This window comes from Serratia sp. TSA_198.1 (genome assembly GCF_052686505.1).
Genome location: NZ_JBQZFP010000003.1, coordinates 20214 through 35733, shown reverse-complemented (window position 1 = coordinate 35733; position 15520 = coordinate 20214). Strand labels below are relative to the sequence as shown.

Sequence of the window (15520 nt, the reverse complement as noted above, 5' to 3'; positions counted from 1 at the left end):
GTTGGAAAAGGTTTCCTGGTTAGTTAAAAAAGTTTCGAAATAAATACTCTTTCACGAGGAGGTAACGAAATGCCACTGCTGGATAGCTTCACCGTAGACCATACCCGCATGGCAGCCCCGGCTGTCCGCGTCGCGAAAACCATGAAAACTCCTCATGGCGATACCATCACCGTGTTCGATCTGCGCTTCTGTCGGCCGAACCTGGAAGTGATGCCAGAACGCGGCATTCATACGCTGGAACACCTGTTTGCCGGCTTTATGCGCGATCATCTGAACGGCCAGGGCGTTGAGATTATCGATATCTCCCCGATGGGATGCCGCACCGGTTTCTACATGAGCCTGATCGGCGTGCCGGAAGAGCAGCGCGTTGCCGATGCGTGGAAAGCGGCGATGTCCGACGTGCTGAAAGTGACTGACCAGCGCAAAATTCCTGAGCTGAATGAGTTCCAGTGCGGGACTTATCACATGCACTCTTTGGAAGAGGCGCAGGAAATCGCCAAGCACATTCTTGATCACGACGTGGTAGTGAACCACAACGAAGAGCTGGCGCTGCCGAAAGAAAAGCTGCAGGAACTGCATATCTAGTTCACAGCCACAGGCTACAGCGATAAAAAAAAGACGCGAGGTTCGCGTCTTTTCTCTTTCTGGCGGGCAGTCAGCGCTGTTGAACGCTGGATTGCAGCGACTTTATCGGTGTGACCCGCACCTGTTTTATCATATTGTCTTGCACGTCGAGGATATCGACGTCGTAGTGACTTACGCGCACACGGGTACCGATCTCGGGGATCTCTTCCAACTCTTCCAGCAGCATGCCGTTAATGGTGCGAGCCTCGGTGGCCGGCAGTGTCCAGTTGAACGCCTTGTTTAACTCGCGCACGTTGGCAGTACCGTCTATCAGTACGGAGCCGTCGCTCTGTGGATTAACTTCCTCCGCCAGCGTGGGTGACATGGAGGTCGTGAAATCACCTACGATCTCCTCCAGAATATCTTCCACCGTTACCAGCCCCTGAATATCACCGTACTCGTCCACCACGATGCCGACTTTCTCTTTATTCCGCTGGAATTTGACCAGTTGGACATTGAGTGGCGTACCTTCAGGCACGTAGTAAATTTCGTCAGCGGCGCGCAGCAAATTCTCTTTGTTAAACTCTTTCTTCTCGGTCATCAGCCGGTAAGCTTCACGCACCCGCAGCATACCGATGGCGTCATCCAGCGAGCTGCGATACAGCACGATGCGGCCGTGCGGCGAGTGGGTAAGCTGGCGCATGATCGACTTCCAGTCGTCGTTGACGTCGATACCGACGATTTCGTTGCGCGGTACCATGATGTCATCGACCGTCACCTTTTCCAGGTCCAGTACCGAGATCAGCATATCTTGATTGCGGCGGGAAATCTGCGAGTGGGATTCATTGACGATGGTGCGCAGCTCGTCCTTGCTCACCGCATCGCTGACGCGCACGTTGGTGCGAATGCCGAACACGCGCAATATCAGCGTGGTGATGCCATTGAGCAGCCACACTAGCGGGAACATCACCTTCTGCAGAGGTGCCAGTAAAAAGCTGCTGGGGAAGGCGATGCGTTCCGGGTACAACGCCGCGAAGGTTTTTGGCAGCACTTCGGCGAACAACAGCACGGCGAATGTCAATATGCCGGTAGCGATGGCTACGCCGAGGTCGCCATACAGGCGCATGCCGACGATGGTCCCCAGTGCCGACGCGAGAATGTTCACCAGATTATTGCCGATCAACACCAGGCCAATCAGGCGATCCGGTTTTTGCAGCAATTTCTCGACCCGGCGGGCAGAGCGGCTACCCTGCTTGGCGAGATGACGGAGACGATAGCGGTTGAGCGTCATCATGCCGGTTTCGGATGCTGAGAAGTAAGCGGAGACCACAATCATGATCACCAGAATAATGATCAGGGTCCCTGTCGAAACGTGCTCCAACGCGGTATTCCTTATATAAGGGAAAAGAGGGCCTGAGGCGGCTTAGCGCACCATGACTTGTTGAATCAGACGGCTGCCGAAGTAGGCCAGCGTCAGCAAGAAAGCGCCGGCAAAGCTGAACCAAACGACGCGGCGTCCGCGCCAACCTTCATGATAATGGCCCCACAGCAGAACGATGTACACAAACCAGGCCATAATGGACAGCACAGCTTTATGAACGTTCTCTTTACTGAACAGGTTATCCATATAAAGCAGACCGGTGCACAGTGTGAGCGTGAGCAGCACTACGCCGATCTGGGTGATGTGGAACATTTTGCGTTCGATACTCATCAGCGGCGGCATGTCGGCACTGAAGGACAACTTTTTGTTTTTTAGCAGGTAGTCCAACCAGGCAAGCTGCAGCGCATACAGTGCGGCAATAATCAGCGTAGCGTAAGAGAACAGCGCCAGACCTATATGCACCATCAGCTCCGGGCTGGCTTCCAGATGGGTGATGAACTCGCCCGGCATAAAGCTGGCGAAGGCCAGATTGATCATCGCGAAGCTATAAACGATGGGCAGCAAGAACCAGCCGCGATTGCGTGAAGCGACAAAGGTCATGATCGAACAAATGATCAGGCTGACGATGGAACCGATGTTCAGCAGGCTGAGATTTTGCCCGGCGCTGACGTCAAAGATACGTTGCTGCAGTGCGATGGCATGGCAAACTAGCGCCACCACCGCCGAGACGATAGCAAGCCGACGGTATGCGCTGTTCTTCCGCAACAAGCTGGGAATAATCAGTCCAAGGCTGAGCAGGTAGGCCATCAAAGCCACAATGGAGAAAACTGGCATAGCGTTTAATTTTGCTTCGGCATGGTTAATTGGATTGCCAGTATAGCGTTGAGCGCGTTCCACTCCAACCGATCTCCAACGCTGAGGCAGAGATCCTGTACGCTTCGTGTTATCATCGCCGCAATTGTGTCGCCAAAGCGGCCTGTCATTACACGTTGAGCATGAGACGATGTTTGAAAATTTAACCGATCGATTGTCGCGCACACTGCGCAATATCAGCGGCCGTGGGCGGCTGACCGAAGAGAATATCAAGGAAACCCTGCGTGAAGTGCGCATGGCGTTGCTGGAAGCGGACGTTGCGCTGCCGGTAGTGCGCGACTTTATCAACCGCGTCAAAGAGAGTGCGGTGGGGCATGAAGTCAACAAGAGCCTGACGCCGGGGCAAGAATTCGTCAAGATCGTCAAGAGCGAGCTGATTGCCGCGATGGGCGAAGTGAATACCGAGCTGAATCTGGCGGCGCAGCCACCGGCCGTGGTGCTGATGGCGGGCCTGCAAGGTGCCGGTAAAACCACCAGCGTCGCCAAGCTCGGTAAATTCCTGAAAGAAAAACAGAAGAAAAAAGTGTTGGTGGTTTCCGCGGACGTTTACCGTCCGGCGGCGATCAGGCAGTTGGAAACGTTGGCGGAAGGCGTCGGCATCGATTTCTTCCCGTCGGATGTCAAAGAAAAACCGATCGACATCGTTAACCGTGCATTGCAGCAGGCCAAGCTGAAATTCTACGACGTGCTGATCGTCGATACCGCCGGCCGTTTGCACGTAGACGAAGCGATGATGGACGAGATCAAACAGGTGCATGCGGCGATCAAGCCGGTGGAAACCCTGTTTGTGGTCGATGCCATGACCGGTCAGGATGCCGCCAATACGGCCAAGGCCTTTAACGAGGCGCTGCCGCTGACCGGCGTAGTGCTGACCAAGGTCGACGGCGACGCGCGTGGCGGTGCCGCGCTGTCTATCCGTCACATCACCGGCAAGCCGATCAAGTTCCTCGGTGTGGGCGAGAAGACCGATGCGCTGGAGCCATTCCATCCAGACCGCGTAGCGTCACGTATTCTCGGCATGGGCGATGTGTTGTCGCTGATCGAAGATATCGAAAGCAAGGTTGACCGCGAGCAAGCGGAAAAACTGGCTAACAAACTGAAGAAGGGCGACGGTTTCGATCTGACCGACTTCCTGGAGCAGTTGAAGCAGATGCGTAACATGGGCGGCATGGCGAACATGCTGAGCAAATTGCCCGGTGCCGGCCAATTGCCGGACAATGTGAAATCGCAGATGGACGATAAAGTGCTGGTGCGCATGGAGGCGATCATCAACTCGATGACGCTGAAAGAGCGCGCCAAACCGGAAATCATCAAAGGTTCGCGCAAACGTCGTATCGCGATGGGCTCCGGCATGCAGGTGCAAGATGTTAACCGCTTGTTAAAGCAGTTCGACGACATGCAGCGCATGATGAAGAAGATGAAGAAAGGCGGGATGGCGAAGATGATGCGCGGCATGAAAGGTATGATGCCGCCGGGCTTCCCAGGCCGCTGACAGGCGCTTGCCCCCTGGGGTGAGCGTGTTTAAGCATTTGCCGTTCGCGGCAAAAACCGCCCGAAATAGTGCTGGCCGAAAAAAGTTGTTGACGGTGATCTACGCTTTAGATTGCTTTTTGCGCCAAAATGAGTAAAATTTTCGGGCTTTTTATATTGCAACCGGGCCCCGTTCCCTCAATGGGGCCCGGCTGTTTTATTAACTAAAGAGGATGTTATGGTAACAATTCGTTTGGCACGTGGCGGCGCTAAAAAGCGTCCGTTCTATCAAGTAGTAGTGACCGACAGCCGCAATGCTCGTGATGGTCGCTTCATCGAGCGCGTAGGCTTCTTCAACCCGATCGCATCTGGTCAGGCTGAAGCACTGCGTCTGGACCTGGACCGCATCGAACATTGGGTCGGCCTGGGTGCAACCGTTTCTGATCGCGTTCACGCGCTGATCAAAGACGCTAAGAAAGCAGCTTAATCTGTCGCGGTGGTGGCAATGAGCAAGCAACTCAAACCGGTAGCACCGATCGCGCCGATTGTACTCGGTAAAATGGGGTCTACTTACGGCATCCGTGGTTGGCTCAGAGTATTTTCATCCACCGAGAATGCCGAAAGCATTTTTGACTATCAGCCCTGGTTTATCCAGCAGGCGGGTCAATGGCAGCTTGTCGAGTTGGAAGACTGGAAGCGCCACAGTCAGGACCTGATCATCAAAGTCAAAGGCGTTGACGATCGGGATGCTGCGAATCTACTGACCAATCGCGAGATTGTCGTGGATTCCGAACAACTTCCCGAGCTGGAAGGTGATGATTACTACTGGAAAGACCTTATGGGCTGCCAGGTAGTCACTACCACCGGCTACGAGCTGGGTAAAGTCGTCGATATGATGGAAACCGGTTCGAATGACGTGATGGTTGTGAAAGCTAACCTGAAGGATGCGTTCGGCATGAAGGAGCGGTTGGTCCCGTTTCTTCATGGGCAGGTTATCAAGAAAGTCGATCTCACTGCTCGCGTGATTGAGGCAGATTGGGATCCTGGTTTTTGACCTCCGAATTAAACGGTCGAAACAAGTGGAATAACGGTATGGGGATTGGCTTGTGTTCATTGGTATTGTAAGCCTGTTTCCTGAGATGTTCCGCGCGATCACCGATTACGGGGTGACTAGCCGGGCAGTAAAAAATGGCCTGCTGAGCGTGCAGTGTTGGAGTCCGCGTGACTTCACCTACGACCGGCATCGTACCGTGGACGATCGCCCTTATGGCGGCGGCCCGGGAATGCTGATGATGGTGCAACCCTTGCGGGAAGCTATTCATGCAGCAAAAGCAGCGGCAGGCGAGGGAGCAAAGGTGATTTATCTGTCACCTCAGGGGCGCAAGCTGGATCAAACCGGCGTGTGCGAACTGGCGGCCAACTCGAAGATGATTCTGGTTTGTGGCCGTTATGAAGGGATAGACGAGCGCGTAATCCAAACCGAAATTGATGAAGAATGGTCAATCGGCGATTATGTTCTCAGCGGTGGGGAACTGCCGGCAATGACCCTGATCGATTCTGTCGCCCGTTTTATACCGGGTGTACTGGGCCATCAGGCTTCAGCAGAAGAGGATTCTTTTGCCGATGGATTGCTGGACTGCCCGCACTATACCCGTCCTGAGGTGTTGGAAGGGATGGAGGTTCCGCCGGTTTTACTGTCGGGCAACCATGCCGAGATACGTCGCTGGCGCTTAAAGCAGTCGCTGGGCCGTACCTGGCTTAGAAGACCTGAACTTCTGGAAAGCCTAGCTCTGACTGACGAGCAAGCGGTGTTGCTGGCTGAGTTCCAACGGGAACATCAGGCCAAGCAGCAGGACTATGAAGGGAACGTCTGAGCATTTGGCTCGACGGGACCGATATATCAGTTTACCTAGGGTAAGAGACATATTATGAGCAACATTATTAAGCAAATTGAACAAGAGCAGATGAAGCAAGACGTACCTGCATTCCGTCCGGGTGATTCCGTGGAAGTGAAGGTATGGGTCGTTGAAGGTAGCAAAAAACGTCTGCAGGCATTCGAGGGCGTGGTTATCGCTATCCGTAACCGCGGTCTGCACTCTGCATTCACTGTTCGTAAGATTTCCAACGGCGAAGGTGTTGAGCGTGTATTCCAGACTCACTCCCCAGTAATCGACAGCATTACTGTTAAACGTCGTGGTGCCGTTCGTAAAGCCAAACTGTACTATCTGCGTGAGCGTACTGGTAAGTCTGCTCGTATCAAAGAGCGTCTGAACCGCGTCGGCTAACGCTGCATCCAAAAGTTAATAGCTATGAAGGGGTTGGCAATATGCCAACCCCTTTTTTTATGTTTATTGTTTTTGAGTTTCATATACAAGATTTTATTTCGCAAATGCGATATTCAGGTTGTATTTGGAAGATATAAAAAAGCCTGCTGTCGCAGGCTATGCATTAGAGTGCGGCAGCGCGCTGTTTGCCTTTTTCCGTGTGCGGCTGAGCCGGGATGATATCACCGGGCTTTACGATCACCCGCGCGACGGACTCGTGCGTGGCAAAGGTGCAGCTGCAGTTAATGTTCTGGCATTGATGATAGCGCTCCTTGGTCGACTCGCTCAGGTAGCGGCTGGAGCGAGTGTGGGCCACGTTACCGCATAGTGGACAGTGCATCATAGTTGAATCCCCCTTTCGACTGCATCAAGTTATGTGACTTATAATAACTCATTAACTTGCAAAAGCAAGTTAATGTGATGAAAGAGATCTCAGGTTTCTTTAGTGGCGATATCGATCCCCTCAATGTAGACATTGAGCTCCAGGTTGCTGAAGAAGCCACCGTTGCTTAAGGTATGACTGACTTTATTTACCACCCAGAGCTGTCGATCGATAGCTTCTTTGAAACCGAATACCTTGACGGGCGTCTCCGGGAACAAATCGGGTTGGCCGGTAGCCAGAGTGATGCTGAAGGTGGCTATTCCCCTTTGCAACTGTTCAAACAACGATTTTGCCGCCCGCATGGCAGTTTCTTTGTCACTGAAGATCTTGGCAATGTGATAGACCTGTTTTTCCTTACCGACCATATAGCTGTTGGTATGCTGCTGTTCGGTTGTGGCATGGTTACTTGGCCTGGCAGCGGGATGCTGGGTGACGCGGGCATTTTCCAAGCGATTTGTTCGCTCAATTTGTACGCTGCTGCTTGCCCGTTCAGGCTGTTCGGTATTTAGCCAGCTGGCGCTGACCCCGGTGTAACTGCCGCGATCTTTTAGTTCAAAGCGATGGCTGTCTCCGTCGTTGCGGGTCAGTGTTTTAAACGGGTTTGGTTCTCCCCGAGGGCTGCGGCCGTATCCGGGGCGGATAAACTGCAGGCGTTGGTATTTGACGGTCACCCGGGCACTGTTTGCCAGAGCCAGCCGGGAAAGAAACTGAACGTCAGTTTCATCCGTTTGGTCGACATGTGGGATTCGGGTTGCCGCCAGCTCATTGCTCAAATAGGGTTCGCGCAGCCCATTGCGGGTTGAGATTTGTTGCACTATTTCGCCAAAGGTTGCATTTGAATAGGACTGGGTGCGGGATTCGTTCAGTGAGCCGCGAAAATCGATGCTGCGCGCCGTGATCATGATCATGTCAGGGGCACCTGAATGGACGACGGTATCGACGATGAATTTTCCTTGGCCAACCAGCGCCGAGTTCTCCCACCCCAGGAACAGTTCTAGAATGGCTCCCCTTGTGGGCAGGGCCATCAGGCCATCGCTGTCGTCCAGGGAAATACTCAATTGGTCCGCGCTCAGGCCACCGTTATCCACCATATTCAGTGAAATAAGCCTGTTACGGATATCGCTGGTAATATCTTTGTCAGCCAGAGTCAGGATAAAATCGGGAGCCGGCTTGGCCCCCATTGGTTGAAATACATCGGCGATCATAATGAAATCCCCGTCGCTTTTTGCGCTTTATTCAACAGATCGCCGGCTTGCTGACGTAAATCGCCGAACATGGCATACAGCGACTCATCCACACGCTTCAAAGTAATGCTGAAGTTGATTTCGCGAGGCTGACCGTTGGCAAAAAACTGTTTGTTGTCCTGCGTGATTTTTTCGATCACAAACATGCCGTAAATAGTGCCGGTACCTTCGATAAGTGGCCAGGCCCGTCCTTGTTCTGCCATGGTTTGCAGGGCGAGCAACGAAAGTCGACCACCGGTCAGTTCAGGCAGCAACTGTCCGCTCAGGGTGATTGTTTCTGCGTCCATCCCCAGAAACTGAGCACTGGGCCGTTGGCCTACGCGGTTCCCTGTCGGCCAACGATAGCTCAACTGGCGGTTCATGCTTTGGTAGGGTAGGGTACGCAACATAAATACGAACAACCCCAATGTTAGCATCATGAGTCTGGCTCCTTATGTAAGCGCATAAGCGCTGAGGTTTTGATTACGGCGGGTATTCTCGACGTCCATCATGGCGGTACGGACGATATGCTCCATTTCCTCACGCGTACTCCCCGCAGGTACACTGATGGCGACGTTATTGGTCAGCACGCTGTGATCGGTAACGACAGGGCCACTCGTTGGGCGAACGGCACGATAGTTTTCGTTCCCCAGACTCAACACACCACCGCTGGGAGAAAGGCTGCTGTCGTATTCTGGTGAAGTAGGATCCGCTTTTTCATTGCCAAACCACCCGATGGCTTTATCGATAAACCCCCTTGCCTTACCTATTAAGCCGATGAGTTGGTTAAGCGCATCGCCGGGCAACCTAAAGGCCCAGGCCAGCCATTCACCCAGCTTCTTTCCGTAAGCTGCAGCGGTGTCCAGTTCTTCTTGCGTGCTTTTGATTGGTGTCAACAAGGCCTTGAACCAGTCGTATACTGGCCTTAACGTATCCATCACGCTGTTGAAAGCGGCAATAACTGGAGAAAATGCATCGCTGATCGGCCCCATAGCCGCGCTGAAACTTTCTGCTACTCCCCCTATAAAGGCACTTATAGGCTCCCAATATTTATAAATTAAAGCGGCACCGCCGATAATGGCCGCCACTACGGCGACGATCGGCAGGCTGAGAGCGGCAAAGGCACCGGCAATAACCGCACCAACGGAGGTAAATACGCTGCCCAGCAGGCCAGCACCGGCCATCAACATGTTGATGGCACTCAATGCCGGGACGATAAAGGTGCCAATAGTCGACAGGCCGCCAAGCAGTGCGGTAATGGCAATACCTACCGTCATTAAGCTGTTGGCCAATGCGGGGTTTTCTGTCGACCATTGAGCGAGGGTGTTTAACCAGCCGGTCGCGGTCTGCGTCAGCTGACGTAGGGACGAGTCTTGGCCGGTAAACAGATCGATGCGGATACTGTCCCATGAGGCGAACAGCTTTTTGATATCGCCATCCAGATTGTCACCCCTGACGGTGACGATAGCCTGAGCGGCACCGTCTACTTTCCCCAGGCTACGCCCCTGAGGCGCCAATTGCGCGGTGGTTTGCTCCAGCCCCATGCCGTTCTTTAGGGCTGCCGGAGCGGCGGCCTGCATTTTTTTATCGAGATCGGAAAGGCTCAACTGATAACTGCTGCTGGCCTTGGCCATCACATCGGCGATGTTTTCCGCCTGATCGGCAGGCAGTTGAAAAGCCTGCTGGATGCCCGACAGCGCTTTTACTGCTTCATCAATGCTGCTACCACTAGCCTTGGCCAGGTTCAGCGCGGCGGGAACGGCAGCCAGAACGTCTTGTGGGTTATAGCCGGCGCTCGCCAGAGCGGATTGAGCCTGAGTGACATCCTGTGCGGATTGCCCCTTGGCTGCTCTGCTGGTCGCCTGCTGACGCAGGGCGATCAGCCGTTGATCGCCGCTATCTAATCCCAGCTGCGCTTGTACTCCGGACATTTGTTGTTCAAATTTTATCCCCGGTACCAGTAATTTTTTACCGGTGTCGAAGGCTTTGTTGGCCAGGCCAAAGCCTTGCGAACTGACGTCGCGAATTTTTCCAATTCCATTCTGACGGGTTTGAAAATCATCAAGTACCTCAGTGCGTCTTTGTTGACGCAGTTTTTGGCCGGTACCGCGATGATGGTTAATATAACTTTGAGTCACGTCCGATTTTTTTTTGGCTTGTTGTTGGGCTCCGACTAAATCCGCAGTATCTATTCCTTTTGCCTGTAGTTGTCGTTCAAGCCGGTTTTGTTGGAATGACGCGATGGCGCCACGGGCCTTTTGCACAACGTAATTCAGATTAACTTGTTGTGTTGTTTCGATATCCTCGGGCGAAGATAGAAATTTGGGCAAGGTGTTACGGGTATTTTTAATCTCCTCGAATTTCTGGAATATATCTGACTGTGCTTCTTTTATTTTCAGTAACTGGGTTAACTGAGAATAATTCTTCTGCTCTAACCTCAGCTGTTTGCTGAGGTTTCGGACTGCGGCGTCCTCTTTCGCCAACGCCTCTTTGCTGTCGGTATTACTCATCTGTATTTACTCCGCTGCGTTGCAGCGCCCTGTGGCGCCAGCCTATTAGCTCTGTCAGCGTCATGCCGCTCATCTCCGATGGCGGCCAATGAAAAATCACTGCGATGTCCGCCATCAGATCGTCCACGGTCAGAACGGGGTCGATGTTTATTCGGCCGATTTCGGCGACAAAAAACCGATCACCTGGCCGGCCAGTGCAATCAGGTCCGGCAGTTCCAGGCGCGCACACTCTTCCTTGGTCAGATTCGGATAGGTGACGCGCGGCAGGATGGTGATCAGGGCGTCAACGTCGGCGTTGGCCAGGGCCGCCAAACCGATGCCACGCAGGCTGCCGGCATTGGGTTTGGTGACTTGCACTTCGCGGATTTCGCTATCGCCACGCTTGATCGGGGTTTCCAGTACAACGGTATTTTCTGGGGATGCATTCAGTTCCATGGGATTTCCAATTATCAGTCAGGTAAAGAAGGCCAGCGCACGGCTGGCCATTAAAGTTATGAATTACAGGCCAATGGCACGACGGTGAGCCGCCAGCAGATCCACGCCGTCGACTTTCTCGATCATGTTGACGGTATCGATCTCGATCAGCTCTTTGCCGTCGATGCTCAGCTTGAAGTAGGTACAGTCTGTAGAGACCTTGGTTTCGGTGTCTTCGCCTTGCTTGAAGTCGCCGCTGTCGATTTCCTTGTGACGGCCGCGCATCACCACTTCGAGTGCCGAAACTTCGCCGGTGTCATCACGCTGGAAAGAGCCGGTAAAGCGCAGCGGCACTGCATCTACGCGGCCCCACTGTTTCAGCACCAGCTCATCGATGCCGCCCATGGTCCACTCAACAACCAGCGCATCGTCGTCCAGACCGAAGTCCACGGACGCCGCACCGCTCATGCCGCCGCCGCGGAATTTTTCCAGCTTGCGGGTCAGTTTCGGCAGGGTCATGGCTGAGACCACGCCCATGTAGTTGAAGCCGTCGTTAAACAGGTTCAGGTATTTCAATTTTTTTGGCAGTGCCATGATTCAGGTCTCCTTAGCTGTTCACTGACGCGGCGAAGTTCGCCAGGTAACGGTCGGTAATGCGCTGGCGCAGGGTCAAATCTTCCAGCGGTGGAACCGGGGTATAGTCGTAATCGATAAACAGTTTGCCTGCCTTCAGGGTGTCCTTATCGTTGGCGTTTTCGTCATACCAGCAGTCGCCGTCGATGATTAATCCTGCAGATTTCAGCTCGCGGAACTTGGCTTTGATGCCGTCGATCATGTCGCGGATCAGCGTAGGCGTAACCGGGCGGTCAATCGCCCACAGGTGCGCTTCAGCCAGGGTGTCAGCCAATACCTGCGCGGTGCGGGTGTAGTTTTCGAACTGGAATAACGGATCGTCGGAGCAGGTGCGTGAGCCCCAGAACTTGAAACCCTCTTTGCGGATCAAGGTGGTGACGCAGCCCTGGTTCAGCAAATCGGCGTCGGTACCCACGGTTTGCAGATCCCAGAACACGCTGGACGAAATGCCGCTCACGCCGTTCACACCGACGTTGGACAGGGTTTTGTGCCAGCCGGTTTCCTGGTCGATTTTGGCACGCAGACCCAGCGCACGTGCAGTGGCGAAGGCAATGTCGCTACTGCTGGTGGTGGTGTTCCAATTGACAAAATCCGGCCAGATCAACATCAATTCACGCTGGCTGAAGCCTGCGCGGTACTTGATGGCGTCGGAAACGGTTTTGCAGCCGTAGGCGCTGATATAACCGAAAGCACGGAGTTGTTGGCAGATGCCGGCCAATGCAGTAGCCACTTCCAGGTTGTCGTGGCCTGGTACACCCAGGATACGCGGCTTCACGCCCAGTTCGGCCTGTGCAGCCAGCAAGGCTTTCATGCCGGTATACTTACCGTTCTCATCGGCACCGCCAATGATATTGGAGGTGGTTTCGGCTTCGTCTTTGCCTTCCGCCACGCGCACTACGACGGTAACCGGTTTGGCCTGCTCGGCAATCGCCAGCAGCGAGCGTGACAGAGTGCCTTTCTTCCCGGCCTGGCCGCTGGCGGCCAGAACGTCAGTGATCAGCACCGGGGTGTTGAGGGGAAACAAGGTTGCATCGGCATCTTCTGCGGTACAAACCATGCCGACAATTGCCGTCGAGACGGTGGAAATTACGCGGGTGCCTTCGTTGATTTCGAGGACACGCACGCCGTGGTGATAATCACCCATAGTATTACTCCGTTTGTGGTTGGTAGTTACAGGATGCCCGTCACGGTGCGGCGGCGCACGTCATTGGGTATGTATGGGATTTGGTACAACAGCAGGAAAAATAAAGATAAAAAAAACGCCCCGAGCGGGGCGTTGAGTGTGTTACTGCGGCGGCTGCGGCCAATCAATATCGGGGGCTGTGCCAGGATCTAGCCGGCTAAGCAAAACGCGATAGGTTTTCCAGTCGGTCAGACGCCGTTGTTCTTCATCACTCGCTATTCCCAATTCGATGGCATCGCTAAACGTTGCTATTTGAAGTGTGGCCTGTTTCATCAGATCCTGTTTTTTATTCATAGCTTGCTGTTGCAGTTCCGCGGATGAATATTCTCTGGGTTTAACCTGTATCCCATCAAAAAACCAGCGGCCATCGATATCAGCACCTTCGGGCAGTTGGTCTATTTCTGCAACGCTCATGTTTTCCGGGAAAAAACCTGAAACGTCATAATGACCTTCGGCATTCGATTTGTTGGTGATTGAGCGAATTATTCCATTGTTGTCATACATTATTTTTATAGTGTCATTGCGGAAGTTTTTTTGGCACTCATACCAATCATCACCACTTTCAGACTTTAAGAATAGAACGCCATGTGAAGCTGCCAGCGATTTTTGATCCGCAGTTTCTGGTTCAGTGATAGTGAAATTTTTTATGTTTTTCATATTAAACGCTCCAGACGGTAACCCAGGTACCGTTAATGAATTTTTGTAACGGACGGCGAAAAACAATATCAATAACTTCGTCTTTATTGTTGTTTACTGCCCCGGTCAAAACATAACCGGCGCTGTCTGTATAACCAGGGCCGTTCCAGGATACAGCACTTTCTACATTGCCCAAGCGAACGTCGCGAACGAAGTTTTGATTAAGGTAATTACTTAAATAGCCTCCCCAAATGCTACCGTTGATATCACCATTGGTTTGAAAGGCGGCAGTGCCAGCATATAAAGTATTGCCTGCCCGGCATTCCCCTGTGACATATAATGTGCGATCGATATAGGCATCAAAACCAACAGAAAAATTTTCATTAACTCGAACAACTTTGGCTCCCAGAGTGAGCTTCCCTGGATTTTCATTAATAATGCGAACATCATAATCTCCAGACGTGTTGGCATAATGAAAATCTATATAAGGAGAAGCGCCAAATAGTTCAATGCCGGCTTTGGCCGTCAACTGGCCTGAAATAACTGAGTTACCATTCACAGTTAATGACGGCGTAGTCAGCCCCGATTTGGTTTCGATGGCGCCATTAACCGTTAGACCACCGCTAATGGTATCGCCGCTTTGTTTAACAAACTTGCCGTCGGCCTCGCCTTTGCTGTAAGCACCGACATCTGCCGCTGTAGGTTTATAGGCAGTGGTGTAAATTCGGTACCACGACAGTGGTTTCTCCGGTGTGCTGGAGCTGCCGATATAAGCGGCTGCGCTATTTTGGATTGCCAGATAACCACTTGAAGGGCCGCCATCGCATGGCAGGTTTATTACCCCATAAGTTCCTGAACCCGGTGCGTTTTTCGATGTGCCATTGACCCGATAGATTTCACCAATATTGCCGTAGGCGTCGGCACGATGCATTGATCCTGAACCGAGACCGAACGCGCCAACTTCCATCAAGTTTGCAGCTTCAGTTCCCACGTTGCGTGTGGCTGCGCTGCCTAAACCCAGATTGCTTCGTGCAGCACCTTTATCCGCCACATCTTTCAGGTTTGCGGTGATTTTTAGCGAGGCGTCATTCACCGCCTTCACCGCCTTTGGTGTTGCCGCCAGGGATTCGTTGTTGCTGTTGCTGTCATTGCTTAATTGGATAAAGCCTTTGGCCAGCAGAGTGGCATCCGGATGATTGCGTGAGCGGGCATGCTCGGCGATTGCCGCATCCAGCGTGTCGCGGGAAACCAGCACGGCAGTTTTGTCCGCCACAATCATCGCGCTGGCGTCACCTTTGACCAGCAGCACCATGCGCACTACCTGGGTGCGACCGGCGCCTTCGGCCAACAGTGGTTTGTAGGTATCTGGGGTATTGGCGATCGCCACCAGCACGCCGTTTTTATCGTACAGCCCCAATTCGCGGATCCACCAGCCGCCAGCGTCTTCCGGGATCACCAGCTCGGCGATCACCTGATTATTACTGTTGGCATCAACCTGCAGCGAGTTCAGCGCGGCACGACGTTTTTCGCCCACCAGTTCGGTCTGGCTTTCACTGGGAATGGTGGCTGAACCGCCGCCGTCACCCACTGCCATTTGAGTGATTTCCAGCTTCTGGCCGGTTGCTGCGGCGTTAGCCAGCAGTGCTTTGCCCTGATCGGTGAGCAGGGCGCGGTATTTTGCTGTCATAGTGTTGCTCTCTTCTGTTCGTCGACCAGATAGTTAAGGCCGCTCTTGTACATCACATACAGGCTCAATCCGCGCAGGATTTCACCCGACCAAAAACCGAAGAACATCCCATTGTCGGTACCGGGACGCGGTGCCGGCGACCATGCGCCATCCATCACGTCGCCAGTGGCCAGATAGTTCTTCTGTAACTCTGTTACGCATTGCTCAATAAAGTGATCTGTGTCGCTGACCGAGCAACCG

At 53.2% G+C, this 15520-nt stretch carries 18 protein-coding genes; 6 read left to right on the top strand and 12 right to left on the bottom strand.

What is annotated here, in order from left to right:
* Positions 1 to 69: 69 nt before the first annotated feature.
* On the top strand, positions 70 to 585 hold the full coding sequence (gene luxS, locus ACUTSW_RS14835) for an S-ribosylhomocysteine lyase (RefSeq protein ID WP_004950350.1): 516 nt from the start codon (positions 70 to 72) through the stop codon (positions 583 to 585).
* A gap of 70 nt (positions 586 to 655) precedes the next feature.
* Here the strand turns inward: luxS and ACUTSW_RS14830 are convergent, their stop codons facing one another.
* Entirely contained in the window at positions 656 to 1945 is a 1290-nt protein-coding gene (locus ACUTSW_RS14830) for an HlyC/CorC family transporter (RefSeq protein ID WP_062869672.1), read from the bottom strand.
* Between the two features lie 42 nt (positions 1946 to 1987).
* Positions 1988 to 2779, bottom strand: a complete 792-nt coding sequence (locus ACUTSW_RS14825) for a cytochrome C assembly family protein (RefSeq protein ID WP_445584768.1) — start codon at positions 2777 to 2779, stop codon at positions 1988 to 1990.
* 169 nt (positions 2780 to 2948) lie between these two features.
* On the opposite strand from ACUTSW_RS14825, the gene ffh reads away from it, so the two are divergent.
* The 5 genes from ffh (at position 2949) to rplS (ending at position 6573) form a co-directional block, all read left to right on the top strand.
* Positions 2949 to 4310 (top strand): signal recognition particle protein, encoded by a 1362-nt coding sequence (ffh, locus tag ACUTSW_RS14820; protein ID WP_062869673.1) that lies wholly within the window; start codon positions 2949 to 2951, stop codon positions 4308 to 4310.
* Between the two features lie 216 nt (positions 4311 to 4526).
* Positions 4527 to 4775, top strand: a complete 249-nt coding sequence (gene rpsP, locus ACUTSW_RS14815) for a 30S ribosomal protein S16 (RefSeq protein WP_004932501.1) — start codon at positions 4527 to 4529, stop codon at positions 4773 to 4775.
* 18 nt (positions 4776 to 4793) lie between these two features.
* On the top strand, positions 4794 to 5342 hold the full coding sequence (gene rimM / locus ACUTSW_RS14810; RefSeq protein WP_004950368.1) for a ribosome maturation factor RimM: 549 nt from the start codon (positions 4794 to 4796) through the stop codon (positions 5340 to 5342).
* Between the two features lie 52 nt (positions 5343 to 5394).
* The gene (trmD, locus tag ACUTSW_RS14805; protein WP_006323688.1) at positions 5395 to 6162 is read left to right on the top strand and encodes a tRNA (guanosine(37)-N1)-methyltransferase TrmD; all 768 of its coding nucleotides are present in this window, start codon (positions 5395 to 5397) and stop codon (positions 6160 to 6162) included.
* A 54-nt stretch (positions 6163 to 6216) separates the two neighbouring features.
* On the top strand, positions 6217 to 6573 hold the full coding sequence (rplS, locus tag ACUTSW_RS14800) for a 50S ribosomal protein L19 (RefSeq protein WP_004950372.1): 357 nt from the start codon (positions 6217 to 6219) through the stop codon (positions 6571 to 6573).
* A gap of 163 nt (positions 6574 to 6736) precedes the next feature.
* Here the strand turns inward: rplS and ACUTSW_RS14795 are convergent, their stop codons facing one another.
* The 10 genes from ACUTSW_RS14795 to ACUTSW_RS14750 all read right to left on the bottom strand — a co-directional run bounded on the left by ACUTSW_RS14795 (position 6737) and on the right by ACUTSW_RS14750 (position 15280).
* Positions 6737 to 6955: an ogr/Delta-like zinc finger family protein gene (locus tag ACUTSW_RS14795; protein ID WP_013811552.1), complete on the bottom strand. Its 219-nt coding sequence runs from the start codon at positions 6953 to 6955 to the stop codon at positions 6737 to 6739.
* A gap of 89 nt (positions 6956 to 7044) precedes the next feature.
* The gene (locus ACUTSW_RS14790; protein ID WP_062869674.1) at positions 7045 to 8199 is read right to left on the bottom strand and encodes a contractile injection system protein, VgrG/Pvc8 family; all 1155 of its coding nucleotides are present in this window, start codon (positions 8197 to 8199) and stop codon (positions 7045 to 7047) included.
* The gene (locus ACUTSW_RS14785) at positions 8196 to 8657 is read right to left on the bottom strand and encodes a phage tail protein (RefSeq protein WP_445584767.1); all 462 of its coding nucleotides are present in this window, start codon (positions 8655 to 8657) and stop codon (positions 8196 to 8198) included. Before ACUTSW_RS14785 ends, ACUTSW_RS14790 begins: the two co-directional genes overlap by 4 nt.
* Positions 8658 to 8669: 12 nt before the next feature.
* Complete coding sequence (locus tag ACUTSW_RS14780; protein WP_445584766.1) at positions 8670 to 10727, bottom strand: phage tail tape measure protein; 2058 nt, start codon at positions 10725 to 10727, stop codon at positions 8670 to 8672.
* On the bottom strand, positions 10720 to 10854 hold the full coding sequence (locus ACUTSW_RS14775; protein WP_013811556.1) for a GpE family phage tail protein: 135 nt from the start codon (positions 10852 to 10854) through the stop codon (positions 10720 to 10722). Before ACUTSW_RS14775 ends, ACUTSW_RS14780 begins: the two co-directional genes overlap by 8 nt.
* Before the next feature lie 20 nt (positions 10855 to 10874).
* Complete coding sequence (locus ACUTSW_RS14770; protein WP_012005306.1) at positions 10875 to 11162, bottom strand: phage tail assembly protein; 288 nt, start codon at positions 11160 to 11162, stop codon at positions 10875 to 10877.
* 63 nt (positions 11163 to 11225) lie between these two features.
* Positions 11226 to 11735 carry a phage major tail tube protein gene (locus tag ACUTSW_RS14765; protein ID WP_006323695.1) on the bottom strand — a complete coding sequence of 170 codons (510 nt, stop codon included), beginning with the start codon at positions 11733 to 11735 and terminating at the stop codon, positions 11226 to 11228.
* Positions 11736 to 11748: 13 nt separating this feature from the next.
* Entirely contained in the window at positions 11749 to 12918 is a 1170-nt protein-coding gene (locus tag ACUTSW_RS14760; RefSeq protein WP_062869677.1) for a phage tail sheath protein, read from the bottom strand.
* A 141-nt stretch (positions 12919 to 13059) separates the two neighbouring features.
* Entirely contained in the window at positions 13060 to 13614 is a 555-nt protein-coding gene (locus ACUTSW_RS14755; RefSeq protein WP_445584765.1) for a tail fiber assembly protein, read from the bottom strand.
* A 1-nt stretch (position 13615) separates the two neighbouring features.
* Positions 13616 to 15280, bottom strand: a complete 1665-nt coding sequence (locus ACUTSW_RS14750; RefSeq protein ID WP_445584764.1) for a phage tail protein — start codon at positions 15278 to 15280, stop codon at positions 13616 to 13618.
* Positions 15281 to 15520 lie beyond the last annotated feature (240 nt).

Bases quoted from the DNA above. Each gene is read 5' to 3' on its own strand.
- luxS (WP_004950350.1), top strand. From the start codon at position 70: ATGCCACTGCTGGATAGCTTCACCGTAGACCATACCCGCATGGCAGCC.
- ACUTSW_RS14825 (WP_445584768.1), bottom strand. From the start codon at position 2,779: ATGCCAGTTTTCTCCATTGTGGCTTTGATGGCCTACCTGCTCAGCCTT.
- ffh (WP_062869673.1), top strand. From the start codon at position 2,949: ATGTTTGAAAATTTAACCGATCGATTGTCGCGCACACTGCGCAATATC.
- rpsP (WP_004932501.1), top strand. From the start codon at position 4,527: ATGGTAACAATTCGTTTGGCACGTGGCGGCGCTAAAAAGCGTCCGTTC.
- rimM (WP_004950368.1), top strand. From the start codon at position 4,794: ATGAGCAAGCAACTCAAACCGGTAGCACCGATCGCGCCGATTGTACTC.
- rplS (WP_004950372.1), top strand. From the start codon at position 6,217: ATGAGCAACATTATTAAGCAAATTGAACAAGAGCAGATGAAGCAAGAC.
- ACUTSW_RS14795 (WP_013811552.1), bottom strand. From the start codon at position 6,955: ATGATGCACTGTCCACTATGCGGTAACGTGGCCCACACTCGCTCCAGC.
- ACUTSW_RS14790 (WP_062869674.1), bottom strand. From the start codon at position 8,199: ATGATCGCCGATGTATTTCAACCAATGGGGGCCAAGCCGGCTCCCGAT.
- ACUTSW_RS14785 (WP_445584767.1), bottom strand. From the start codon at position 8,657: ATGATGCTAACATTGGGGTTGTTCGTATTTATGTTGCGTACCCTACCC.
- ACUTSW_RS14780 (WP_445584766.1), bottom strand. From the start codon at position 10,727: ATGAGTAATACCGACAGCAAAGAGGCGTTGGCGAAAGAGGACGCCGCA.
- ACUTSW_RS14770 (WP_012005306.1), bottom strand. From the start codon at position 11,162: ATGGAACTGAATGCATCCCCAGAAAATACCGTTGTACTGGAAACCCCG.
- ACUTSW_RS14765 (WP_006323695.1), bottom strand. From the start codon at position 11,735: ATGGCACTGCCAAAAAAATTGAAATACCTGAACCTGTTTAACGACGGC.
- ACUTSW_RS14760 (WP_062869677.1), bottom strand. From the start codon at position 12,918: ATGGGTGATTATCACCACGGCGTGCGTGTCCTCGAAATCAACGAAGGC.
- ACUTSW_RS14755 (WP_445584765.1), bottom strand. From the start codon at position 13,614: ATGAAAAACATAAAAAATTTCACTATCACTGAACCAGAAACTGCGGAT.
- ACUTSW_RS14750 (WP_445584764.1), bottom strand. From the start codon at position 15,280: ATGACAGCAAAATACCGCGCCCTGCTCACCGATCAGGGCAAAGCACTG.